The sequence below is a fragment of the Streptomyces piniterrae genome (assembly GCF_005048155.1).
In the GTDB taxonomy this organism is placed as follows: domain Bacteria; phylum Actinomycetota; class Actinomycetes; order Streptomycetales; family Streptomycetaceae; genus Streptomyces; species Streptomyces piniterrae.
Genome location: NZ_SUMB01000001.1, coordinates 92,550 through 117,300 on the forward strand (window position 1 = coordinate 92,550; position 24,751 = coordinate 117,300).

Here is a 24,751-nt window from a genome sequence, read left to right on the forward strand (position 1 = left end):
GTCAGCTGCTCGACGAGAGGGCGCTGTTCTTCCGCCACCGGGACCAGTCGACCATCCAGTCTCCGATCCCGTTGGTCCGGTCAGCTTTCCCTCGTACGGAGGATCCGGTGACCTCGAAGGGGTCACCCACCTGGATCTTGCCGTACAGCCAGTCCGCATCCGAATCGATCATGCCGATGCAGCCGGAGCTGGCGTTGATCCGGCCCACTTTGCCCGCGTTCCAGGGCGCGGCGTGCGCATATGTCCCGGAGTTCGTGAGCTTCATCGAGTCGCGGACCATCTTGTTGTACGCGTCGCCGAGGCCCACGGTCTCCGAGTTCATGTTGATCGTGCCTTCCTTCGCCATCAGCGGGAAAGTGCCGGTCCATGTCGCGTGTTCGGCGTCCGGTTTCCCCGCCGAGACGGGAATGCTTGTGGCCTCCCGGCCGTTCTCCACGAACGACAGCCGCTTCGCGTCCAGGTCGACCTTCACCACCTGGCTGCTGCCGATGCCGAAGTCCAGGCGGTAGTCCTTGGCGAAGTAGCGGCCGCCGCCGGAGTCCACCCCGTTCAGCTCGGCCCGCAGTGCGACCTTGGTGCCCGGTTTCCAGTACTCCTCGGGCCGCCAGTCGACGCGGTCCTTGCCGGTGTAGTCCTTCACCCAGCCCCATGAACCGGTCGTGTTGTTGCTGGTGGTGACCTTCAGTCGCTTCTCCACCGCGGCCCGGTCGGTCACCGGGAAGTCAAAGGTGATCATGATGGGCTGGGCGATGCCGACCGTGGCGCCCTGCGAGCCGGGATTGAGCACCAGCTTGTTGAGCTTGTCCGCCTTGGCCGTGGTCAGCGACTCCTTGGCGTCGAACGTGCCGCCCTGTGCGTTCTTCGTCCTGGCGACCACGGAGTACTTGGTTCCCGGCGCGGCCTTCGCGCTGGAGATCCACACCGTGCCGCCGTGCCCGAGTCGGCCGGTCAGCCGCCGGCCCTGGGGATCGGTGACCGTCACCTCGGTCAGCACCCCGCCCGCCGCCGTCACCTTGATCCGGTCACCGGCCTGCACGGTCTTGGTGCCGCTCGCCGCGCCCAGCCCCACCGTCACCGGGTCGCCCTTGGGCGCCGACGCCGCACTGCCGCCGCACGCGGTGAGCGCGGCCATACCGATCAACGGGATCAGTGCGCGGGCGGCGCGCGGCGACCGGGAAGGCCGCGGGCGGCGGGGGAGGGGGGTCTGACTCATCTGCGGCTTTCCGTCAGCGGTGCGGTGGGGGGCGATGTCGGCCGCTAAGACGGCCGATCGCGGTGCGCCGTTGCGGGGAGTGACGTGATCCACGTCACATGACGGGAGTGTGGGGTGGCGATGTGCGGCCAGAGCGTCACGGACGGTGGCCATCAAAAAGCCAGTCATCACCTGATCGGAGCATCCCGCCTCAAACAGCGCATACCCGAAATACGCCAAACTGGCCACCCATTGCCGCCCGTTCGGGCGGCGGTAGAGGAGGTGTCCCATGGCTATTTCGATCTCGATCGTGCTCCTACTGGTGATCTTGGTGGCTATCTTCCTGCGCACCGGAAATCTCAAGATCTCGCACGCCCTGGTATGCGGGCTGCTCGGCTTCTACCTGGCGAGCAGCAGCCTCGCACCGGAGATTCACAACGGCCTCGCCGGCGCGGCGGATGTGGTGAGCAGCGTGCGCCCGTGACGGTGGCCGCCTACCGCAACCTCACCCTCGCCACCCTCGGTTTCACCATCACCTTCTGGGCCTGGAACCTCATCTCCCCCCTCGGCCACGCCTTCAAGGCCGCCCTCGGCCTGACCAGCTTCGAGGAGGCGGTGCTGGTGGCGGCGCCGGTGGTGGTCGGCGCGCTGGGCCGGGTGCCGGTCGGCGCGCTCACCGACCGGTACGGGGCCCGGCTGATGTTCCCCCTGGTCTCCGGGCTCACCATCGTGCCGGTACTGCTGCTCATCCCCGCCCGGCACAACTACGCCGCACTGCTCGCCGCCGCCTTCCTGCTGGGCCTCGGCGGCACCACCTTCGCCATCGGCGTCCCCCTCGTCAACGGCTGGTTCCCGCCCGGCAGACGAGGCCTGGCACTGGGCATCTTCGGAATGGGCATGGGCGGCGTCGCGCTCTCCGCATATCTCACCCCCCGCATCCACAGATACGACGAGAACCTGCCGTACCTCGTCGTCGCCATGGCGCTCGCCGTCTTCGCGATGCTGGCCGCGCTGATAATCACCGACGCCCCCGACCGGCCCGTCCCGCAGAGCTCCCTCGCCACCCGCCTCGCCGCCGCCGGCCGGCTCCGCATCACCTGGGAACTGGCCGCGCTGTACGCGGTCGGCTTCGGCGGCATCGTCGCGTTCGGCGTCTATCTGCCGACGTATCTGCAGACCTGGTACGACGTCGGCGCCGTCCACGCCGGCACCAGCGCCGCCGGATTCGCGCTGGTCACCGTCGTCTTCCGGCCCATCGGCGGCTGGTGCGCCGACCGGGCGCACCCGGCCGTGGTCACCGCCTGGGCGCTCGGCGCGGTGGCCCTGTTCGCCGTGGTCCAGGCCCTGGACCCGATGCTGCACCCGCTGGGCACCCTCGACTTCCTGGTCATGGCGGCGGGCCTGGGCGCCTCCAGCGGCGCGATCATCGCCCTGCTCGCACGGGTGACACCACAGGCCCGGGTCGGCAGCGTCACCGGCATCGTCGGCGCCTGCGGCGGCCTCGGCGGCTTCGTTCCGCCGCTGGTCATGGGCGCGGTCTACGGCACCAAGGGCTCCTACGCCATCGGCTTCATGCTGCTCTCCGACCTCGCACTGGCCGGCTGCGTCTACGCCTTCGGCCGGATGCGCACCGCCGGCGCCGACGACACCCCGGCACCGGTCTCACCAACCGAGTGAGAAGACCCCGATCGCGTTCGGCACCGGACGCTCCACGCCGCCCGAAGGGTGGTTGCGTACCGTGATCCCGCCGCCATCCGGGTCGTACGGATCGCCGGTGACCAGCGTCGAGGACCCGCCGCCGTCCAGGTCGACCGCGTCCCGCGCACCCAACACGGCCATCAGATCAGCCAGTTCACGCACCGTCAGGCCGGCCTGACCAGGCGCCCCGTCCAGCGCCATCAGATACAGCAGCCGGCCGCCGCCCCCGGTCCCCGCGGCGGTACGCACCGCGGCGGTGACCGTGTCCAGACCGGCCACCGGACGGTCGTCCCGCACGATCGGGAAGCCGCCGACCGCACATCGCAGCGGCGACGGCCCCCGGCCCACGAGCCGGTGGCCGACACTCACCGGATCACCGATGCGCAGCTCGCGCAGCTGCCGCGCCCCTTCCTCCCGGCCCACCAGCACCACACTCCCCGGGGCGATCCCGCCACCGCCCGGCCGCTCCGAGAGCGCCACCACCCGCCCATGGCTGACCGTCACCTCGGCGGTCTCCGCGCTGCACGGCGCCGCCCGGTCGGCATCCGTACCGCAGGTCGCCCGCACCCGGGACGCGAGCCCCCACCGCGCGGTGTACGCCCCGATACCGTCCACCGGCAGCGCGTACTGGTTGAGCCCGCGCAGCGGCAGCGTCCCCTCGGCGGTCCGCACCGCACCGCGCAGCGTCAGCCGGTCCAGCCGCGCCCGGCGGTCGTAACCCACCCCGATGACATCCTCGGTGGACGCGCCGGGCGGCATCACCGGCCCGAACCGCTGCCCGTCGGGCACCGCGCCCTTCAACCCCCGCCCGGCCGCGACCGCCGGCCCCACCGGCGCGCCGGTCGCCTCCACGCCCGGGTGCTGGGTCTCGTTGATATGGAAGAAGTCGCCGTTGACGGCGCCCACCGCGCCCCGCACCGCGGCCAGTTCCGACACCGGCCAGCGCGCACCGACCGCCTCCGGATACAGCAGATCCACCGAGACCCGCGGATCGGCGAGATCGACCGTCAGCAGATGCCCGTGCGCGACACCGCGCGGCACCGTCATCCGGAATTCGCCGTACTCCACACCGGGCGCCACCGGCACGGCATCCGACCGGACCAAGGTGTCGCCGGCGGCGGTGGCCCGAGTGCCGCCGGCCACCCCACCGCCGACCAGCACGCCCCACGCCACCAGCACCGTCAGCACCGCGCGAACACGACCGAATCGCTGCTTCACGAGCCCCCCTGACGTCGCGCCAACTGTCCCAGGTGCCGTAGACGCCCACTATGACCTGGAGATGTCATGAATTCGTACACTCGCCGAACGGCCGTCGTGTCGCTCGCCGCCGCCCTCGTCGCGGGCCTGGCCACCGGAGAGAGCCTGCCCGCCGCCGCCCTCGACCGCACCGCCACGGGCGGCCCCGCACCGCTGCCGCGCGCCCACGCGCACAACGACTACGAGCACCCCCGGCCGCTTCTCGACGCCCTCGACCACGGCTTCGGCAGCGTGGAGGCGGACATCTGGCTCGTCGACGGCCGGCTGCTGGTCGCCCACGAGGAAGCGGACCTCGACCCGTCCCGCACCCTGGAATCGCTCTATCTCGCGCCGTTGCGCCGACGCGTTCAGGCCAACGGCGGAACGGTCTACCAGGGCCACCGCCTGTCGCTCCAGCTGCTGATAGACATCAAGACCGCGGGCGACCCCACCTATCGCGCCCTGTCGCGCGTACTGCACCGCTACCGGGAACTGCTCAGCGTCTGCACCGGCGGCCGGGTCAGGAGCGGGCCGGTCACCGCGGTGATCTCCGGTGACCGCGGCGCCCGCGCGCCCATGGAAGCCGAGCGGGTGCGGTACGCGTTCTACGACGGCCGCCCGGAGGATCTCGGCACCGCCGCCCCCGCGTCGTTCGCCCCGCTGATCTCCACGTCCTGGACCGACACCTTCCGCTGGCAGGGCCACGGGCCGATGCCCCGCGACGAGCGGGCCCGGCTGCGGCAGATGGTGTCCGCCGCCCATGCCGAACGCCGCAGGCTGCGCTTCTGGGCGACACCGGACGCGGCCGGCCCGGAGCGCGAGGCGGTCTGGCAGGCGCTGCTGGACGCGGGCGCCGACTACCTCAACTCCGACGACCTGCCGGGCCTGGAGGCGTTCCTTCGCGACACTGCGCACGGCGTCATGTGACGGAGTGCCAGGAGGATGTCGCGGCGTTGACCAGATCGATGTACCGGGCCCAGTCCCAGTAGTCGCCCGGGTCCTTGTGGTCGGTGCCGGGCACCTCGACATGGCCGATGATGTGCTCCCGGTCCTTGGGGATGCCGTAGCGGTCGCAGACGGCCGCGGTCAGCAGCGCGGACTGCTCGTAGAGCGCGTCGGTGAAGTACTCCGGCTTGTCGATCCAGCCCTCGTGCTCGATGCCGATGCTGCGGGTGTTGAAGTCCCAGTTGCCGGCGTGCCAGCCGACGTCCCGCTCGCGTACGCACTGTGCGATGTAGCCGTCCTCGGACCGTACGAGATAGTGCGCGGCCGCCTTGTGGTTCGGGTCCTGGAACAGCCGGATGGTGTCGTCGTAGGTCTCCTGGGTCACATGCACCACGACCAGATCGACCGGATACTGCGTCGGACGGTCGGCGGCTGTGTAGTTGGCCGGGTCGGCCGGAACCCAGTGGCAGGGGGGATAGCCGCCGGCGCCGCCCTCGAGAACGCCGTCCGGAGTCGCCTCGTCCGGAGCGGTGCCGTCCGGAGTGGTGCTGTCCGAAGGGGTACCGTCCGGCGGGCAGTCGCGTCCGGGAGTGTCGCCGGACGGGTCGTCGGGGAGCGGCGTCGCGTGTGCGGCGGTTGCCGTGAGCGGGGTGAGTGCGGCGGCCACGGCGAGCGCGGCCGCGCCGGTGAGCAGACGTCGTCGGGCCGGGAGGGGGCGGTCGTGCTCCATGTGAACTCCTGACAATGACCGAGAGGGTCGCGTACATGTCACGCACATGTGATGCGTTCATCATGCGCAACAGGACACCCCCTGCCAAGGGAATGGCCGATCTGCCAATGGCCTTGACCAAAGACGGAACAACGCAGGTCAGAAGTCCGGTACCACTGAACACACCTGATTGGCCGTCACCCGGGTGCCACACCCCGCATCCCTGGCCGCAGGGAGGGCTTCGGCACCCGGGTGCACCGGACTTCCGGTCAGTGACCGATCTCCACGTCCTCCAGAATGCCCAGCGCGTCCGGCACCAGCACCGCCGCCGAGTAATAGGCGCTGACCAGGTACTTGATGATGGCCTGCTCGTTGATGCCCATGAAACGCACGGAAAGCCCCGGCTGGTATTCGTCCGGGATGCCGGTCTGGTGCAGCCCGATCACACCCTGGTTCTCCTCGCCGACACGCATCGCGAGAATGGAACTGGTCTGGTCCGGATTGATCGGGATCTTGTTGCACGGCAGCAGCGGAATCCCCCGCCACGCGCGGACCCCCGCACCGTTGACCTCCGCACCCGTCGGATAGATTCCGCGCGCGTTCCACTCCCGCCCGATCGCCGCGATCGTCCGCGGATGCGCCAGCAGGAACTGGGTCTTACGGCGCCGCGAGATCAGCTCGTCGAGGTCGTCCGGGGTGGGCGGACCGCTGCGGGTGTGAATGCGCTGCTTGAGATCGGCGTTGTGCAGCAGCCCGAACTCGCGGTTGTTGATCATCTCGTGTTCCTGGCGCTCGCGCAGCGCCTCCACGGTCAGCCGCAGCTGCTGGTCCAGCTGGTTCATCGGGTCGTTGTAGAGGTCCGCGACCCGCGAGTGAATCTTCAACACGGTCTGCGCGACACTCAGTTCGTACTCCCGCGGCCCCCGGTCGTAGTCGACGAAGGTGCCCGGCAGCTCCGGCTCGCCGACATGTCCCGAGGCCAGCTCGATGGCCGCCTCACCGTGCTTGTTCTGCGGCGGGACCAGCGCCGAGCGGAAGGCGTCGATATGGTCGCGCAGCGCCTGCGACCGGTCGAGCACCGCTTCGTACTCGCTGCGCGGCAGGGACAGCACGGTCACCCGGGTCACCGCCCGCACGGTGTGCTCCCACTCCGCGTCGGCGTCCAGCAGCGCCGCCTCGCCGATCGCGTCACCGTCGGCCAGCACCCCCAGGACCGTCTCGTCGCCGTACTTGCCGGTGCCGAGCTTGTTCAGCTTGCCGTGCGCGATCAGGACGACCCGGTCGGCGGGCCGGCCCTGCTCGGCGATGGCATCGCCCGGCGCGTACTCCTGCTGGACGAACCGGCCGGCCAGCGACTCCAGCGTCGCGGCGTCGTCAAAGCTCCGCAGCGGAGTCATCTCCCGCAACTCCGCGGGAATCACCCGGACTTCGGAGCCCTCCGTGATGAACTCCACCCGGCCGTCGCCGAGCGTGTGGGTAAGCCGGCGGTTGACCCGATAGGTACCGCCGGAGACCTGCGTCCACGGCAGGATGCGCAGCAGCCAGCGGGACGAGATGCCCTGCATCTGCGGGACGGTCTTGGTCGTGGTCGCCAGCTTGCGCGCCGCCGAGGTGTCCAGGCTGGAACGGTTCTGCTGGATCTCGGAGGGCTGCGGGACGGACGTCGGGTCCACCGATGTGGTCATGAAGAAAGCTCACCTGTTCTGGTAGGTGCTAGGGGGGTGCGTGAGTACGGGCGGGCTACGGCGAGCCCCTCGGGCACGTCGACGCCCTGCGAAAGGGCCGCATGACGGCGCGCTATTTCCTTCCGTGTGTCTTTCCGTGCATATTTCCGCGCATCTTTCCGTGCATTCTCAGTGCCCGATTTCCACGTCTTCGAGGACGCCCAGCGCATCGGGTACGAGAATCGCCGCCGAATAGTAGGCGCTCACCAGGTAGTTGACGATGGCCCGCTCGTCGACTCCCATGAAACGCACCGACAGACCCGGCTCGTATTCATCCGGAATTCCGTTCTGGTGCAGTCCGACGACGCCCTGCTTCTCCTCGCCGGTGCGCATCAGCAGAATGGAACTCGTCTGCTCCTTCGTCACCGGGATTTTGTTGCACGGGAAGATGGGCACGCCACGCCACGACGGCAGTGAATGCCCGTTGAAATCGACCGCTGTCGGGTACAGCCCACGGGAGTTGCACTGCCGGGCGATCGCCGCGATCGTCCTCGGATGGGCGAGCAGAAAGCCCGGGTCCTTCCAGACCGTCGCCAGCAGGTCGTCGAGGTCGTCGGGGGTGGGCGGGCCGGTACGGGTGTGGATGCGCTGCTTGAGATCGGCGTTGGCCAGCAATCCGAACTCCGGATTGTTGATCATCTCGTGTTCCTGGCGCTCGCGCAGCGCCTGGATGGTCAGCTTGAGCTGCTCCTCGACCTGGTTCATCGGGTCGTTGTAGAGGTCCCCGACCCGGGTGTGGGTGCGCAGCACGGTCTGCGCGACGCTGAGTTCGTACTCCCGTGGCGCCAGGTCGTAGTCGACGAAGGTGCTGGGCAGGGACGGCTCGCCGTGGTGCCCCGACAGGACGGAGACCGCCGCTTCGCCGCTCGCGTTGACCGGGCGCGCCGGGCCCTGCCCGTCCGCCGAGAGATGCTCCTGAAGTCCCGGCGAACGGCCGATGACCTCGTGTGCGGCCTCCCGGGCCAGCGCCATCACGGTCACCCTCGTCACCGCGCGGTAGCTGAACTCCCAGGTCCCGTCGGGGCTGGTGAGCACATGGTCACCCAGGTGGTCGCCGCCGGCCAGCGCCTCCAGCGCGGTCTCGTCGCCGTATTTGCCGGTGCCGATGCGGTCGACCCGGCCGTGCGCGATCAGCACCAGCCGGTCCCCGGGGTGGCCGGCCTCGGCGATCAGGTCGCCGGGGGCGTACTCGTGCCGGGTGAAGCGCGCGCCCAGCGCACCGAGTACATCGGTATCGGTGAAGTCCCGCAGCGCGGGCAGTTCGCGCAGCTCGTCGGGGATGATCGCGACGTCGGTGCCGCTGATGGCGAAGTCGATGCGCCCGTCGCCGAGGGTGTACGACAGCCGGCGGTTCACCCGGTACGTACCGCCGGAGACCTGCACCCAGGGCAGCAGCCGCAGCAGCCAGCGGGACGTGATGCCCTGCATCTGCGGCGGGGTTTTGGTGGTGGTCGCCAAATTCCGCGCAGCAGTGGTGCTGAGACTTGAATTCGGGGTATCTTCAGAGCTTCCGCTTAACGTCTGGTCGGTAATCGTCACAATGCTCCGCCTAACTCGTTCGAGGGTGCGACGCGACCGGATCGATGTCCCATTCAGGGGAGTACGTCGGCAGCCCGCCCAGCCGAAGATAGTGGCGCGCTTTTTATCGGCACAATCGCTCGAACGAGTGGCATGGAAATCTCTTTCCATGGAAAGGTTTAGCGGATTCGGCCGGGGGGAGAGTGTGTCGAGGCGCCGGCGGAAAGCGCATCGTCAAAAAGTGCCCGCGGCGCGGAAAGAAGCTCCCAATACCTCCCCCGCCCTCACCCCCGCAGCAGCGCCCCGCCGCTCTCCAGCGTCGCGGCCAGCCGCTCCCAGGCGGCGCCGTCCCGCTCGACCGCCGGGTACTCCGCGCCGCGCGTCGTCCCCCAACGGCGCGCCACCGCCGCCGGATCCTCGCCCAGCAGCAGCCCGGCCGCCTGCGCCGCCGCCCCGAGCGCGACCAGCTCCTTCGCCTGCGGCACCACCACCGGGCGCCCGGACAGCCGTCGTACGGTCTCCCGCCAGGCCCGGCCCTTGGCGCCGCCGCCGATCAGCAGCAGCGGCGTATCGGCCCCGGCGTCCCCGTCCAGCACCTGGTCCAGGGCCTGCAACAGGGCGAACACCGACCCGTCGTACGCCGCCTGGAGCAGCTGACCGGCCGTGGTGCTGTGCCGCAGACCGTGCACCAGTCCCGAGGCGTGCGGCAGGTTCGGGGTCCGTTCGCCGTCGAGGAAGGGCAGCATCACCGCGCTGCCACCGGGCTCGACCGCCTCGCGGTCGCGGCCCAGCAGCGCCGCCACCCGGTCCACGGCGAGCGTGCAGTTCAGGGTGCAGGCGAGCGGCAGCCAGTCGCCGCGCGCGTCGGCGAACCCCGCGACCATGCCGGTCGGGTCCGTGGGCCGGTGCGTGGAGACCGCGTAGACCGTCCCGGAGGTGCCCAGGCTCAGCACCGGCTGACCGGGGCGCAGCCCCAGGCCGAGCGCCGCCGCCATGTTGTCACCGGTGCCGGCCGCCACCAGCGCGCCATGGGGCAGCGGCAGCTCTTCGGTACGTACGGTGCCGGCGGCCTCTCCGGGCAGCGCCACCCGCGGCAGCGCGTCCGGGGACAGCCCGACATGCTCCAGGATCTCGGTGTCGTAGGACTGGGTGGACGATGCCCACCAGCCGGTCCCCGACGCGTCGCCGCGGTCGGTGACGCTCTGGCCGGTCAGCCGCTGGGTGAGGTAGTCGTGCGGCAGCCGCACCGCGGTCGTGGCGGCGGCCGCGGCCGGCTCGTTCTCCCGCAGCCAGGCCCACTTGGCGACGGTGAAGGCGGGCCGCGGCACGATGCCGATCCGCTCCGCCCAGACCTTCGCGCCCCCCAACTCCTCGGTCAGCCGCTCGCTTTGGGGCGCGGGGCGTACGTCGTTCCAGAGCAGCGCGGGACGCACCACCTCGCCGGCCGCGTCCAGTGCGACCAGGCCGTGCTGCTGCCCGCCGACGGACACCGCGGAGGCCTGCCGCGCCGCGTCACCGCACTGCCGCAGCGCCTCGCCCAGCGCCTGCCACCACTGCTCCGGGTCGCTCTCCTTGCCGTCGCCGCTGACGGTGTGCGGCGCCTGGCCCCGGGCGATGACCAGACCGGTCTCCGCGTCCACGACCAGCGTCTTGGTGGACTGGGTGGAGCTGTCCACGCCGACGACGAGCGGTCCCTCTGACTGTGCGCCCATCGTGCTCTCTCCCTTGGCGGACCGGTGCTTCCAGGGGTGTCCCCGGTGTGCTGCCGCATATTAGTTTGAGCGCGGCAAATTTCGTAAAGCGCCCTGACAAAATAACGCCTGACGTATTCACGCCTGATGAACCAACGCCCGGCGAATGTCCGAAGGAGTCGGAGAGTCGGAGTCGTAGTGGGAGGGGGAGTCGGCTGCGGCGCCCCTCGGCCATTCGACGTCAGGCCGCCGCGTACCGTGCGTCTGAGCGAGCCGGCCCGGCCCACCCGCCGAGGACGGCCGAGGCTCAGGCCCCTCGGCCGAACAGCTCGCGCAGGAACCGGATTTCGGCCGCCCGCTGCTGACCGCCGCCCCCTTCATGGGCGTTGAACCGCCACACCTCGAGCTTCTTCTCGCCTGCGTAGTGGTGGAACGCGGCGAAGCCGGTGGAGGGCGGCACGACGGCGTCGCGCAGCGCCGTGCCGAAGAGCGCGGGCGCGCTCGCGCGGACCGCGAAGTTGAGGCCGTCGAAGTGGTCCAGAGTGTGCAGGGCGGTGTCGATGTGGGTGCGTGCGCCCGCGAAATAGCGGGTGAGTTCGCCGTACGGGCCCGCGTCCGTGATGTCGACGGCGCGTCGGATATGGGTCAGGAACGGCACATGGATCAGCGCCCCCGCCAGATCGGGCACCAGGCCCGTCATCGCGAGGGCGAGGCCGCCTCCCTGGCTGTGGCCCGCGACCACGATCCGGGCGGGGTCCACCGCGGGGTGTTGGCGCGCCACCTCCACGGCGCGGACCGCGTCGGTGAACAGCCGTCGGTAGTAGTAGTCATCGGGGTCCAGCAGCCCCTGGGTCATCTTGCCGGGGACGCCCGGATTGCTGGAGCCGACCGGGTCGGGGGTGTCACCGGGCCGGTCGGGGCCGCTCTGCCCGCGGGTGTCCATGACCAGCGTCGCGTATCCCGCCGACGGCCACAGCAGCCAGTCGTGCGGCAGCAGCCGCCCGCCTCCGTAGCCGAGGTACTGCACCACGCACGGCAGTGGACCGGCGGCCTGTCGCGGGATCAGGAACCAGCCGCGGATACGGTGTCCGCCGAATCCGGAGAACGCCACGTCGTAGCTGTGCAGCAAGCCGAGCCCGGAGTCGACGTCGGTGAAGCGGGCGTCGAGGTCATGCGCGCGGGCCGCGGCGAGGGTGCGCTCCCAGAACGCGTCGAACCCGGCCGGTTCGGGAAGCGGTGGGCGGTAACGGCGCAGCTCGTCCAGGGGCAGGTCGGTGAACACGCAGAACCTCCGGGCCGTAGGGTGGCAGGACGGATAAGTCCTATGACTCGTCTAGCCGACTGTCGCCAACCGTGCCCACGGGCCGAATGTCTCAGACGGAAATTGTTCCAGGTTGGTCACCGTGTCCCTCAAAACCTCGTAAAGAAGCGATCATTCCTGCCATGAGTTTTCCCCCGCCTCCGCCGCCACCGCAGAACCAGCCGCCCAACGAGGGTGCCGGTGGCTTCGGCCCGCCTGCCGGTGGTTACGGCCAGGGCGCCCCGGGCCAGGGTGCCCCGGGGCAAGGCGGTGACGGCCAGGGCGGATACGGCCAGGGCCAGGGTGGATACGGGCCGCCGGCCGGCGGCCAGCCTCCGGGTGCTTACGGCCCGTCATCGGGCGGCGGCTACGGCCCGCCCGGCCCCGGCGGCCCGGGTGGTTGGCAGCAGCCCGGCGGCCCGCCCGGAGGCGGCGGCAACGGCAAGACCATCGCGGCGATCATCGGCGGCGGTGTGATCGTGGTGGCCGCCGTCATCGTCGCCTTCGTGATGGCCAACGGCGATGACGACGAGAACGTCCGCGCGAAGCCGTCCAGTTCCAGCACCAGCGCGACACCGTCCGGGAGCGCGTCCGCCACCCCGTCCGCGACGCCGACCGACAGCAGCTACCAGAGCGCCACGCCCTCGCCCTCCAGCAGCAGGATCCCCTACTTCCAGCTGAAGGTCGGCGACTGCTACGACATCCCGCCGGGCGGCGGCGGTGAGATCACGGCGGCCTCCTGCAACGGCCCGCACGATGCCGAGGCCGTCAGCACCCACCGTCTGGGCTCCGGCTTCACGACCAGCTCCGCCATCAAGGCGAAGGCGTCCTCGCTGTGCCAGGACGACCTGGAGCGCAAGGCGGCCAAACAACCCGCCGGAACCGCCGAGGGCACCTACGTCCTGTACCCCAACATCAGCGGCTACAAGATGGGCATCAAGACCGTCAGCTGCAGCCTGACGGCGAACCGCTCCGGCACCAAGAAGCTCACCAAGCCGCTTTCCTGAGCCGGCCGGTCGTCACCATCGCTGGAGGTGCCGGCACCCCGCTGTCCACGAGACGGCCCTGATCGTCGAACACGTCAGGGCCGTCCGTCATGCCGAAGTCGTTGTCTGCGACATCGGCCCTCCCGCTCAGCGGTCGACGCGCTTGCCCGTCGGCCCGGTGTCCGCGACCTCGCCCACCTCGGCTGCTGCCGGGTCGAGCACCCGCGCCAGGAACGTGCGGGTCCGCTCGTGCTGCGGATCGCCCACCACCCGCTCCGGGATGCCCTCCTCGACGATCACTCCGCCGTCCATGAAGACCACCCGGTCGGCGACCTCCCGGGCGAAGCTCATCTCATGGGTGACGACCAGCATCGTCATGCCCTCGTCCGCCAGTGAACGCATCACCGCCAGCACGTCGCCGACCAGCTCCGGGTCGAGCGCCGAGGTCGGCTCGTCGAAGAGCATCAGCTCCGGGTCCATGGACAGCGCACGGGCGATGGCCACCCGCTGCTGCTGCCCGCCCGAAAGCTGCGCCGGGTAGGACGCCTCCTTCTCGCCCAGGCCCACCCGTTCGAGATTGACGCGGGCGATACGGTCCGCCTCCGCGCGGTCCCGCCGCAGCACGCGTCGCTGGGCGATCGTGAGATTCTCCAGCACGGTCAGATGCGGAAAGAGGTTGAAGGACTGGAAGACCATGCCGATCCGGCGCCGGACCAGATCGATGTCCACGTCCGGGTCGGTGACCTCGGTGCCGGCCACCGTGACCCGGCCGGAGCTCGGCTCCTCCAGCAGGTTCACACAGCGCAGCAGCGTCGACTTACCGGAACCCGAGGGCCCGATGATGCACACCACCTCGCCGCGTGCCACGGAGAAGTCGATTCCGCGCAGCACCTCCAGCTCGCCGAACGCCTTGTGCAGACCCTGCACATCGATCGCCTTGGCGTCCCCGGAATTCTCCGGAGCGGCGTCCTTGGCTGTTTCCTTCTGCACGGCTTTCTCCACGGCCTTCTGCTCGGCCTTGTCCTGCGTCATGCCGGTCACCTGGCCTTCGCCGTACGGGCCTCGAGCCGCCGGACCACCTGGCCGAGCGGGAGGGTGATCACGAGATAGAGCAGTCCCGCGATCAGGATCGGGGTCAGGCTCTTGTGCTCATTGAGCGCGTCCCGGCCGAAGTTGGCCAGCTCGAACTGGCCGAGGGAAAGCCCCAGCAGATAGACGAGAGAGGAATCCTTGGTCAGCAGGATCAGCTCGTTGGTCAGCGGCGGCAGAACGATACGGAACGCCTGCGGGATGACGATCGAGAGCATCGCCCGGCCGTGCGACATGCCCAGCGAACGGGCCGCTTCCGTCTGCCCCTTGGGGACCGCCTGAATACCCGCCCGGATGGTCTCCGCCATATACGCGGCGCCCACCAGACCGAGCGACAGCATCACCGTGACGTTCATATCGAGCGCCACTTCGAAAGCCAGCGGCACACCGAAGCCGAGCGCGATGAATACCAGCAGTGCCGGAATCCCGCGGAAGAACTCGATATAGGTGACGGCGATCCAGCGGTACGGCGGCACCGACGACAGCCGCATCAGCGCGAGCACCAGACCGAGCGCGAGTCCGAACCCGAAACCGAGCAGGGTGTAGAGGACCGTGTTGACCAGCGCCGTGGTGATGATGTCCGGGAACAGGGCCTTGGCGACATTGACGTCGAAAAACGCCGTCCGCAGCTGGTGCCAGTCGGCGACCAGCGCGAATATCACTACGGCGGCGACCAGGACGCCGTATTGCACGCCGCGGATGATCCGCGCGCGCCGTCGTTTGGACAGGGGCATGAGGGCCGACCTTCTCCGATCATTGCTGCGGAACGCTGCGCGCGATGCGGCGCGCAGCGTTCCGCGATGCCTTGCGTTTACGCGGCAGGGTCAGCTCTGCGGGGTGGCGCCGAACCACTTCTTGTAGATCCGGTCGTAGCTTCCGTCCGACTTCGCCTTCTTGATGACCGCGTTGATCTTCTTGCGCAGCGCGTCGTTCCCGGTCTGGACGCCGATTCCGTAGTGCTCACCGGTGTTGAATTCCGCGGTCACCTTGGTGTCCGGGTTCGACTTCACATAGTCGAAGAGCACACCGTTGTCGTTGATTCCGGCGTCGACCTGGCCCGACTTCACCGCGGTCAGCAGCAGCCCCAGATCCTCGAACTCGACCAGTTCCACGCCCTTGCCGTGCTCCTTGGCGTAGATGCCGCCGGTCGTGGCCTTCTGGTAGCCGAGCTTCTTGCCCTTGAGGTCCTCGACCTTCTTGGCGGGCTTGCCGGCCTTCGTCAGAAGGGCCTGAGTGGCGTTGAAATAGGGGTCGGAGAAGTCCATGACCTTGTCCCGCTCAGGCGTGATCGTCATGCCCGCGGCGGCCAGGTCGCACTTGCGGATATTGAAGTCCTGGCCGGTCTCGATGCCCTCGAAGGGGGTGTTGACGATCTCCTGCTTGACCCCCAGATCCTTCGCCACCAGATCCACCAGGTCCACATCGAACCCGACGACCTTGCCGTCCTTCTTCACCTGGAACGGAGCGTACGGAAGGTGGGTGCAGGTCTTGAGCGTCCCGGAGGAGATCAGTTTCAGGCCGCCGGACCCATTCTTGCCGTCGGACTTGGTGCTGCTGCACCCCGCCAGAACGGCGACGGCCGCGAGGGCGGCTATGACAGGCAACGAGGAGCGAGCGGACACGGGTCCTCCAGAGCGGGACGAAGATCAATCAAGCCAATTCGGTCAAGCCGAGGTGCTGCGAGATGGCCTGCATACTGCCACCGGCCAGGGCATATGTCGCCGCTACGCGGGTTGCGTCTGTGTAACGCCTCCGGCCCGCGTCCGGGGCCGGGACCGCGCGCTCAGCCCTTCAGGACGGCCGCCAGCTCGGCGATCGCCGCCGGTCCCACCCGGCAGCAGCCTCCGATGAGCCGGGCGCCGGACGCGGCCCACGAGGCGACCCGATCCGCGCGGAACGCCGGGCTGCCGCACCACTCCCGCGCCTCCGCGTCCCAGCTCTCCCCGCTGTTCGGATAGACCACCACCGGCTTGCCGGTGATCCGCGCCGCGAGCTCCACCGCGCCGTCCGCGTAGTCCGGCGTGCAGCAGTTCACGCCGACCGCGATCACCTCGTCCGCGTCCGCCGCCACCGCGAACGCCTCCGCCAGCGGCTGCCCGGCCCGGGTGCGGCCCCCCGCGACGCTGTACGACAGATAGGCCGGGACGCCCAGCCCGCGCACCGCCCGCAGCAGCGCACGGGCCTCGTCGGCGTCCGGCACCGTCTCCAGTGCCAGCACATCGGGCCGGGCGGCGGCCAGCACCTCCAGGCGCGGACGGTGGAAGCGCGCCAGCTCGTCGACCGACAGCCCGTAGCGGCCGCGGTACTCCGAACCGTCCGCCAGCATCGCCCCGTACGGGCCCGCCGACGCCGCGACGTACAGCGGCCCGGCGATCCCGCCCGCCAGCGCCCGCCGGGCCGCCTCGCGCGCCAACTCCACACTGCGGCCCAGCAGCGCCGCGGCCTCCTCGGTGCCGATGCCGCGCCGCGCGAAGCCCTCGAACGTCGCCTGGTAGCTGGAGGTGATCGCGACCTGTGCTCCCGCCTCGTAGTACGCGAGATGAGCGCGGACGACCGCCTCCGGGTCCTCGGCGAGCAGCCGGGCCGACCAGAGCGCATCGCTCAGGTCGTGCCCGGCCGCCTCCAGCTGGTTGGACAGCCCGCCGTCGAGGACGACCGGCCCCGCGGCGAGGGCTTCGGCGAGCGTCGGGGGCGTGCTGGCCATGGGGAGGGAACCTTTCGGTGGTGCGGGGTGGCGCTGCTGGACGGCCACGCGGTGTCCGTTTGATTCGATTCCTGTCGGGGTCGTTGATTCCTGTTGGAGTCGGGCCTGCTTGATCCGGATCGTAACGCCGTGCGCCGCATGGTTCACCGAGCTCAGGAACCGGCGAAAGGCGAGGCCCCGCGCAGCGAGGAGAACCCGAACGAGAACCGGGCCGGCGCCACCTCCAGCCGGTGCTGCGGCAGCACCCCCGGCCCGCACGACTGGCTGCCGATGCCGTGCTGCGCATGATCGAGATGCAGCCACACCGCATCGCCGGGGGTGAGATCAGTGGTGTGCCTTGCCGCGTCCAGCTCCTCCACGGGCCACCGCCGCGCGGTGAAGTAGAACTCCGGGTCGCCCTCGATCCGCATCCCCAAGCCGTCGGAACGGGTCAGCCGAGCCCACCGCACACCGGGCCGCGCGCCGTTCTCCTGCGGCCGGACGTACGGCGTCTGCATCGCGTCCACCGGCATCGACCACCGGCCCACCCGCGCCGCGGCCCGGGTGTCGGGATAGCCCTCGCCGGGCCCGCCGCCGTACCACTCGGCGAGCCGCAGGCTGGCGCAGACCGACATCCGCACGCCCAGCCGCGGCAGCGGCGCCGGCCAGTCGCCCTCCGGGTCCACGGCCAGCTCCAGGCGCAGTACGTCCCGTTCCGCGGTCCAGCGATAGACCGTGCGCAGCGCCAGATCCGTAGCGGCCGGCGCGACCCGGGTGCGTACCACCAGGGCGTCCGGTCCGGTCTCGACGGCGTCGACGCGGTGCCGCATACGGTGCAGGCCGAGCCGCCGCCATTCGGTGGCCGGGCGCGGATCCGGCTGCCAGGGCGCGGCCTCGTCGTTGTCGGTCGGCGCCCGCCATACGTCGAGCCGGGGCCCGGTGAGCCGGATGCCGTCCAGATAGCCGAGCGTTCCCGTGGTGGCGTCGAAGATCCCCGGGCCGAGGAGGATCACATTGCCCTCGCCGCGGCGCGGGGCGGCCAGGGCCGGGGCGGCCGCCGGGGGAGCGGCGGTGCGGCGGGCGGCGGCTCGCAGCTGGCCCCAGGCGACCTCGTGCCCGGCCTTGGCCCATGCGGTGTCCTCGGCCAGTACGGCCCGCACCGTCCAGAACGCCTCCCCGCCGTCGTCCGCCACGACGGGCGGCGCCGGCAGCTTCAGTTCCGCCGACTCGCCGGGCGCGAGAGGCGGCACCACGAGCCCGCCCTCCCCGCGCACCTCGCCCTCCACCTCGTAGGTCCAGCGGAACGCGAGGTGATCGAGGTCGGCGAAGTCGTGCAGGTTGGTGATCCGCACCGTGTCGGCCGCGCCGCCCGCCTCGCCCGGCCCGCCCGAGCCGTCCGCGCTGCCACCCCCACTGCCGCTGCCCTCGATCCGTACCGGCTCGATGACCTTCTTGAATTCGATCAGCCCGGGTGACGGTGTCCGATCGGGAAACACCAGCCCGTCGCAGACGAAGTTCCCGTCGTGCAGCTCCTCGCCGAAGTCGCCTCCATAGGCGTGGAACACCTCGCCGTCGGGCGTCTGCTGCCGCAGCCCATGGTCGATCCACTCCCATACGAAGCCGCCCTGACAGCGCTCATATCTCTCGAACAGCCGCTGGTACTCGCTCAGCCCGCCCGGACCGTTGCCCATCGCATGCGCGTACTCGCAGAGAATGAACGGAAGTTCACGACGGCGGCCGTCCAGCTCCGGGTCGGGCAGCGGCGTCTCGGTGCGCTGCCCGATGCGCTCCACCTCGGCGTGGTCCGCGTACATCCGGGAGTAGACGTCGGTGTCGGCGCAGCTGGGATCGCCCTCGTAGTGCAGCGGCCGTGACGGGTCGCGCTCGCGCACCCACGCCGCCATGGCGGACAGCCCGCGCCCCGTTCCGCACTCGTTGCCCAGCGACCACAGGACGATGCTGGGGTGGTTCTTGTCCCGCTCGACCATCCGCCGGGCACGGTCGAGCAGCGCCGGCTCCCAGCGCTCGTCGTCCACCGGATTGCCCCGCCAGCCCTGCCGCCCGAAGCCGTGCGTCTCCAGATCGCATTCGTCGATCACCCACATCCCCAGCTCGTCGCAGAGATCGAGGAAGGCGGGATGCGGCGGATAGTGGCTGGTCCGGACCGCGTTGATGTTGTGACGCTTCATCAGCAGCAGATCGCGGCGCATCGCCTCGGGGCCGACGGTACGCCCGTATCGCGGGTGGAATTCATGGCGGTTGACGCCGCGCAGCAGAATGCGGCGGCCGTTGACCTTCAGCAGACCGTCCTCGACGCGGACCGTACGGAATCCGATCCGCAGCGGGATCCGCTCGCCGGGCGTGACCAGTTCGCCGTCGTAGAGATACGGTCGCTCGGCCGTCCACGGGCGCACCGGGACGCTCGCACTGTCGCCGGTCGCCAGATCGAGGCCGAGCTCGGGGACGGTGACCCGGCCGGCCGGCGCGCACTCCACCCGCAGGGTGCCCCGTCCGGTGACATGGTCGAACCCGGCGTGCACGAAGTGGTCCACGACCGCGCCTTCGGGACGTCGATGGAGCGTGACGTTCCGGAAGATGCCCGGCAGCCACCACTGATCCTGGTCCTCCAGATAACTGCCCGACGACCACTGATGGACGCGCACCGCCAGGACGTTGCGGTGTGGCCGCAGCAGATGCCCGACCTCGAACTCGTGCGGCAGCCGGCTGCCCTTGAAGTGCCCCAGCTCCTGCCCGTTGAGCCAGACCCGGGCACAGGACTCCACCCCGGCGAACTGCAGCATCGCGGGCCCCTCGCCCCAGCCCTCGGGAAGATCGAAGAGCTGCCGGTGGTCGCCGGTCGGGTTCTCGTCCGGCACGCGCGGCGGATCGACGGGGAAGGGGTAGGCGGTGTTGGTGTAGGCGGGCGTCCCGTGCCCCTTGAGCGCCCAATGGCCGGGCACCCGCATCTCCGCCCACTGGGCATCGTCGAAGTCCGGCCGGGCGAAGGAGTCGTCCTCGGCCGTGGCGCTCGGCGACAGCCGGAACCGCCAGGTGCCGTGCAGTGAGATCCGGGCGGCATCCGACCTGGCGTACCAGGCGCGCGGCGGCAGCGTCCCGCTGCCCGGTGAGCGGTCCTCGTAGTAGGGGAGATCCGGGGAGTGTGAGGGGCGGTTCGCCTCTCCCGCGTTCCGCGGCGGCTGCTCGTACGACGTGTGGTGCGACGCGTGATGCGAAGTGCCGGTCAATGGTCCTCCTCGCTTCGGGCGACGGCCTGGAGGTGGGGGGATCGTGGGCGGATCGCCTCAGCGAATCACGGCGGGGCGCGCGACGCAGCCGGATGGGGAGGATTGGGGGCGGCGGGGCGGCGGTGGGGTGCGTGGCCCCACCGCCTGAATTGCTCTGGCTCAGCCCTCCGCCGACAGTGCGGCAAGCGCGCTCGCCGGATCGTCCGAGGGCGGCCCGGCAGGCGCCCATTGGCCGTGCTCCTCGCGGTACGGCCACCAGCGCCCGTCCCGTCCGTAGCGCAGCTGGGCATGGCCGCCGACCACCGTCCAGCGGTTGCGGGTCGCGCGCAGCCGCGGCCGGGCCTCGCCGTCCTCCCAGGCGGCCGCGAGCCGGTCGGTGGCGCGCGCCAGAGCCGTCGGCTCCGGCGTCCAGTCCTCCTCCAGGACCGCGAGCCCGGCCGTACCCCCCAGCTCCCAGGCCCGTACGGCCAGCGCCAGACCGCGTGCGTCCCGCCCCGAACCGGCCGCCAGCCGCTCGGATATGGCGGCCCCGGGTGCGGCTGCCGCCAGCCGCACCGCGTCCTGAGAGGCCGTCAGGGCGGGCGGCGGCGGATCGTCCGGGTGCCAGGTGGAGAGCGCGTCGGCCAGCAGCCGCTGGGCGCGGGCCGCCGCGTCACCTATGAGGAACTCCAGCGCGGCCACGTCCACCCCCGGCGCGGGCGGGGTGCCACCGCCCAGGACCGGCGCCTCGCCGGGCGTCTCGACGAGCGGCGGCGGAGCGGGCAGCGGCGGCAGTATGTCGCGCGCCGCATAGGCCTCGTCGGCCGGCACTCCCGCGGCGGGCTGCCCCGCCGCATTCTCGTCCGGCCGTGCCTCGCCCGCTGGTGACTCGCCCCGGGACGCGCTGCGCGCCTGCAACTCGTCCAGCAGCTCCCGCTCCCCGAGCCCACGCAACAGCAGCAGCACAAAGGGATCCTGGTCCAGCAACCGGGCCAACTGGTAGCAGAGCGCTGCCGAATGGGCGCAGTGATCCCAAGCCTCGCAACTGCACTCCGATTCCAGGTCGCCGATGCCCGGGAGGAGTTCGATCCCGGCCGCGGCCGCGTCCTCCACGAGGATCGGTGGCATGTCACGGTCCAGGAGTGCCGCGATATGTCCCGCCTGGTCCGCGACCAGGTCCAGGAAGCGGTCCCAGTCCGCCGCGCCGAGCTGCTGGAGCAGCACATCGGAGCGGTACCGCGTGTGGTCGCGGTCCTGTACGACAGCGGTGATCCGGCCGGGGCGTACGGACACCGCGCCGACCGCGCCGGCGCGTGCGTGCCGCCGTCCCAGCTTCAGCTGCTGGCCGTCCAGCGCGGTGTCCTCCAGCGCCTTGAGCCATGCCTGCCCCCACCAGCTCCGTGCGAAGGCCTGGCCACGGGCGGCGGGCAGCGCGGCGAAGGTCCGCTCCACGGGGACGTCCACAGGGGCGGCCTCGGGGCTGTCCAGGGCGGCGTCCCCGGGGGTGTCGATGGCGGTGTCCTCGGCGGTGTCCGCGGCGGTCTCCAAGGGGGTGCTGTCCTTCCAGCTGTCTTCCGACGTGTTCATCGCTCGCTCCCTCGCAGTGCGACCAGATCCGCCAGCTCGGCGTCGGAGAGTTCGGTCAGCGCGGCCTCGCCCGCCCCGAGCACCGCATCGGCCAACTGCTGCTTACGGGACAGCATTTCGGCGATCCGGTCCTCGATCGTGCCCTCCGTGATCATCCGGTGGACCTGCACCGGCTGGGTCTGCCCGATGCGGTACGCGCGGTCGGTGGCCTGCGCCTCGACGGCCGGATTCCACCAGCGGTCGAAGTGCACCACATGCGCCGCCCGGGTCAGGTTCAGGCCCGTACCGGCCGCCTTCAGCGACAGCAGGAACACCGGCACCGCGCCGTCCTGGAACCGCCGCACCATCTCCTCGCGGCGGGCCACCGTTGTCCCGCCGTGCAGGAACTGCGTGGGTACCCCGCGCGCCGCCAGATGCGTCTCCAGCAGCCGTGCCATCTGCACATACTGCGTGAACACCAGCACGCTCGCGTCCTCGGCGAGGATGGTGTCGAGCAGCTCGTCCAGCAGTTCGACCTTCCCCGAGCGCCCGGCGATCCGCACCGCTGCCGCTGCTGCTGCCGCCCCCTTCGGAGCGCCGTCCGCCCCGTCGTGCTCCTTCAGATACTGCGCGGGATGGTTGCAGATCTGCTTGAGCGAGGTGAGCAGCTTGACGACCAGCCCGCGGCGGGCGAACCCGTCCGTCCCGGCGATCTCGCCGAGCCCCTCGCGCACCACGGCCTCGTACAGCCCGGCCTGCTCCTTGGTGAGCGCCACCGCACGGTCGGTCTCCGTCTTGGGCGGCAGCTCCGGCGCGATCCCCGGGTCGGACTTACGGCGGCGCAGCAGGAACGGCCGCACCAGCCGGGCCAGCCGCTCCGCCGCCGCACCCGCCTCGGGGGAGGCCGTCGCGCCGCTTTCGATGGCCTGCGCGTAGCGCGTACGGAAGCGGCCCAAGGGGCCCAGCAGCCCGGGTGTCGTCCAGTCCAGGATTGCCCACAGCTCCGACAGATTGTTCTCCACCGGGGTGCCGGTGAGCGCCACCCGGGCCTTGGCGGGGAGGGTGCGCAGCGCCTTGGCGGTCGCCGAGAACGGGTTCTTGATGTGCTGCGCCTCGTCGGCGACGACCAGCCCCCAGCCCGCCTCGGCCAGCTTCCCGGCATCCAGCCGCATCGTGCCGTACGTGGTGAGCACGAACTCGCCGTCCGCGAGATCCGCCAGGCTGCGCCGTCCGGCGTGGAAGCGCCGCACCGGGGTGCCCGGTGCGAACTTCTCGATCTCCCGCTGCCAGTTGCCCATGAGGGACGTGGGGCAGACGACCAGCGTGGGTCCGGCCGAGGCGGGGTCGCTCTGCCGGTGCAGATGAAGGGAGATGAGCGTGATGGTCTTGCCGAGGCCCATGTCGTCGGCGAGACAGCCGCCCAGGCCCAGCGAGGTCATGCGGTGCAGCCAGCGGAGCCCGCGCAGCTGGTAGTCGCGCAGCGTCGCGGCGAGCGCCGCCGGCTGCCCGACGGGGGCGTCGTCCGTACCCTCCTGCTCACCCTCAGGGTCGGCAAGCCGGTCCCGTACGCGGGCCAGCCAGCCGTCGGCCCGCACCTCCACCCGTCGCCCGTCGTCGTCCTCGACGGTGCCGGTGAGCGCGGCACTCAGCGCATCGAGCGGCGTGACCTTACGGTCCTGACGGTCCCGGGTCGCGCGCAGCGCCTCCGGATCGATCAGCACCCACTGGTCGCGCAGCCGCACCAGTGGCCGGCCGGCCTCGGCCAGCCGGTCCAGCTCCGCCCGGTCGATCTCCTCGTCGCCCACCGCGAACCGCCAGCTGAAGGAGAGCAGCGCATCCGCGGACAGCAGCGACGGCAGTCCGGACTCCGTCCCGTCCATCAGGTCGGGCGGTCCGACGACGGCCCGGCTGGTCAGCTTGCGCGCCAGCTCCTTGGGCCAGTGGACCTGCACGCCCGCGGCGGCCAGCGCCCGGGACGCCGGGCCGAGCAGTTCGGCGATCTCCTCGTCGGCGAGTTCCAGCGCGTCGGGCACCGCCGCGGACAGCAGCGGAGTGAGCGGTGCCCAGGCCGCGGCGGCCCGACGGAGCGTCAGCAGCGTGTCCATCCGCGCCCTTGGCCCGAACGCCTGCCCCGCGGGCGACGCCCCGGCCCACACCTCGGCGGCATCCGCGACCAGCGTCGGATCGGTGAGGCTGTGCAGCTGGAGGACGGCGGTGAAGGAGAGGGGGGCGGGGGCGGCGCCTGCTGCGTGATCGGGTGCGGTGGGCGTGGTGGCGCCGTCCCACAACCCGGCTGCCCCGTCCGGCCCGTACGCCCCATCCGACCCGTCCACCCCGTCCGGCTCGTCCATCCCGTCCGGCCTGTCCACCCCGTCCATCCCGTGCACCTCCACGCGCAGCGAGATCCGGACGCCCGCGTCATGTCCCGCGGCGACATCCGCTGCCCAGGCGCGCTGCTCGGGGATGCGCTGCGGGGCGGCCGCCGCGAAGGCGGGTGCGCCGGTGGCCAGCGCCGCGGCGGGGGAGCGCGGCAGGCCGTCGGCCACCGCGTCGAGGAACGCCCGTAGGTGACGCACGGGCTCGGGCAGTTCCAGTGGGTCGGAGTCGGGGAGCGGGGTGGCGTGCGCGTACGGCGGCATCGCGGCGGCGAGGTGACGCAGCCGCTCGACGTCGGCCGGGTCGAGCGGGCCCACGCGCCAGGCGTCGTGATCGGCGGGGCTCAGGCCGGGCAGCAGCCGGCCCCGGGCGGCGAGCTGCAACGCCTGCAGGGACGCCGCGCCCCAGAAGGCGGCGGCCGGATCGGCGCCACGGGCCGCCCGCGCACGCGTCAGGACCGGCAGCGCATCGGCGATGGGCAGCAGCACGGCCGGTACGGCACACACGGTGATCCCGCCGTCCCCGTCGGGCAGGGCGACCGTCAGCTCGTCCACTGCCGGGAGTCCGGTGCGTACGGCCGGGTGCGGGGGTGTCATCCCGTCCGAGGTCGTCCCGTCCGCCGTCGTCCCGTCCGGCATCGGCCCGTCCTCGCCGGTCGTACCGGGGACGGGCTCGCCATCGGGGCGCCAGAACGCGATCCGCCCGGCCCGCGGTGGATCCGACGGCAGAAAAACCGCCGCACAGCGGGACAGCTCAGAGAGGTGAGCGGGTGGGACCGCGGAAGGAGATGCCACTGGGTCGATGACTCCTCAAG

The 24,751-nt window shown here is 71.1% G+C and carries 18 protein-coding genes; 4 read left to right on the top strand and 14 right to left on the bottom strand.

Annotated elements, in window-relative coordinates; genetic code table 11:
• Position 1: 1 nt before the first annotated feature.
• Entirely contained in the window at positions 2-1,213 is a 1,212-nt protein-coding gene (locus FCH28_RS00470; protein WP_136737647.1) for a L,D-transpeptidase, read from the bottom strand.
• Positions 1,214-1,481: 268 nt separating this feature from the next.
• On the opposite strand from FCH28_RS00470, the gene FCH28_RS38765 reads away from it, so the two are divergent.
• The gene (locus FCH28_RS38765) at positions 1,482-1,676 is read left to right on the top strand and encodes a hypothetical protein (protein ID WP_246102197.1); all 195 of its coding nucleotides are present in this window, start codon (positions 1,482-1,484) and stop codon (positions 1,674-1,676) included.
• Complete coding sequence (locus FCH28_RS00475) at positions 1,673-2,869, top strand: MFS transporter (RefSeq protein ID WP_246102199.1); 1,197 nt, start codon at positions 1,673-1,675, stop codon at positions 2,867-2,869. The genes FCH28_RS38765 and FCH28_RS00475 overlap by 4 nt, the downstream gene beginning before the upstream one ends.
• Here FCH28_RS00475 and FCH28_RS00480 read toward each other — a convergent pair.
• On the bottom strand, positions 2,855-4,108 hold the full coding sequence (locus FCH28_RS00480; protein WP_136737649.1) for a phosphodiester glycosidase family protein: 1,254 nt from the start codon (positions 4,106-4,108) through the stop codon (positions 2,855-2,857). The genes FCH28_RS00475 and FCH28_RS00480 overlap by 15 nt on opposite strands.
• Before the next feature lie 66 nt (positions 4,109-4,174).
• On the opposite strand from FCH28_RS00480, the gene FCH28_RS00485 reads away from it, so the two are divergent.
• On the top strand, positions 4,175-5,053 hold the full coding sequence (locus tag FCH28_RS00485) for a phosphatidylinositol-specific phospholipase C/glycerophosphodiester phosphodiesterase family protein (RefSeq protein ID WP_136737650.1): 879 nt from the start codon (positions 4,175-4,177) through the stop codon (positions 5,051-5,053).
• Here FCH28_RS00485 and FCH28_RS00490 read toward each other — a convergent pair.
• The 5 genes from FCH28_RS00490 to FCH28_RS00510 all read right to left on the bottom strand — a co-directional run bounded on the left by FCH28_RS00490 (position 5,046) and on the right by FCH28_RS00510 (position 11,995).
• Entirely contained in the window at positions 5,046-5,801 is a 756-nt protein-coding gene (locus FCH28_RS00490; protein ID WP_136737651.1) for an N-acetylmuramoyl-L-alanine amidase, read from the bottom strand. The genes FCH28_RS00485 and FCH28_RS00490 overlap by 8 nt on opposite strands.
• 248 nt (positions 5,802-6,049) lie before the next feature.
• On the bottom strand, positions 6,050-7,465 hold the full coding sequence (locus FCH28_RS00495) for a family 2B encapsulin nanocompartment shell protein (RefSeq protein ID WP_136737652.1): 1,416 nt from the start codon (positions 7,463-7,465) through the stop codon (positions 6,050-6,052).
• Between the two features lie 168 nt (positions 7,466-7,633).
• Positions 7,634-9,046, bottom strand: coding sequence for a family 2B encapsulin nanocompartment shell protein (locus tag FCH28_RS00500; RefSeq protein WP_136738290.1), 1,413 nt, complete (start codon positions 9,044-9,046; stop codon positions 7,634-7,636).
• Between the two features lie 260 nt (positions 9,047-9,306).
• Complete coding sequence (gene xylB, locus FCH28_RS00505) at positions 9,307-10,734, bottom strand: xylulokinase (RefSeq protein ID WP_136737653.1); 1,428 nt, start codon at positions 10,732-10,734, stop codon at positions 9,307-9,309.
• 286 nt (positions 10,735-11,020) lie between these two features.
• Positions 11,021-11,995, bottom strand: coding sequence for an acetylxylan esterase (locus tag FCH28_RS00510; RefSeq protein WP_136737654.1), 975 nt, complete (start codon positions 11,993-11,995; stop codon positions 11,021-11,023).
• A 161-nt stretch (positions 11,996-12,156) separates the two neighbouring features.
• Here FCH28_RS00510 and FCH28_RS00515 point away from each other — a divergent pair, with 161 nt between their 5' ends.
• On the top strand, positions 12,157-13,020 hold the full coding sequence (locus FCH28_RS00515; protein WP_136737655.1) for a hypothetical protein: 864 nt from the start codon (positions 12,157-12,159) through the stop codon (positions 13,018-13,020).
• A gap of 126 nt (positions 13,021-13,146) precedes the next feature.
• Here FCH28_RS00515 and FCH28_RS00520 read toward each other — a convergent pair whose 3' ends face one another.
• From FCH28_RS00520 to FCH28_RS00550, 7 genes are all read right to left on the bottom strand, one after another.
• Positions 13,147-14,031, bottom strand: a complete 885-nt coding sequence (locus tag FCH28_RS00520; protein ID WP_246102201.1) for an amino acid ABC transporter ATP-binding protein — start codon at positions 14,029-14,031, stop codon at positions 13,147-13,149.
• Between the two features lie 5 nt (positions 14,032-14,036).
• Positions 14,037-14,822, bottom strand: coding sequence for an amino acid ABC transporter permease (locus FCH28_RS00525; protein ID WP_136737656.1), 786 nt, complete (start codon positions 14,820-14,822; stop codon positions 14,037-14,039).
• A gap of 90 nt (positions 14,823-14,912) precedes the next feature.
• On the bottom strand, positions 14,913-15,710 hold the full coding sequence (locus FCH28_RS00530) for an ABC transporter substrate-binding protein (RefSeq protein WP_222852371.1): 798 nt from the start codon (positions 15,708-15,710) through the stop codon (positions 14,913-14,915).
• Positions 15,711-15,871: 161 nt separating this feature from the next.
• Positions 15,872-16,792, bottom strand: coding sequence for a homocysteine S-methyltransferase (gene mmuM / locus FCH28_RS00535; protein WP_136737657.1), 921 nt, complete (start codon positions 16,790-16,792; stop codon positions 15,872-15,874).
• Positions 16,793-16,944: 152 nt separating this feature from the next.
• Positions 16,945-19,881, bottom strand: coding sequence for a glycoside hydrolase family 2 TIM barrel-domain containing protein (locus FCH28_RS00540; RefSeq protein ID WP_246102354.1), 2,937 nt, complete (start codon positions 19,879-19,881; stop codon positions 16,945-16,947).
• Between the two features lie 294 nt (positions 19,882-20,175).
• Positions 20,176-21,582 (bottom strand): SWIM zinc finger family protein, encoded by a 1,407-nt coding sequence (locus FCH28_RS00545; RefSeq protein ID WP_246102203.1) that lies wholly within the window; start codon positions 21,580-21,582, stop codon positions 20,176-20,178.
• Positions 21,579-24,731 (bottom strand): DEAD/DEAH box helicase, encoded by a 3,153-nt coding sequence (locus tag FCH28_RS00550; protein WP_136737659.1) that lies wholly within the window; start codon positions 24,729-24,731, stop codon positions 21,579-21,581. The genes FCH28_RS00545 and FCH28_RS00550 overlap by 4 nt, the downstream gene beginning before the upstream one ends.
• Between the last annotated feature and the right edge of the window lie 20 nt (positions 24,732-24,751).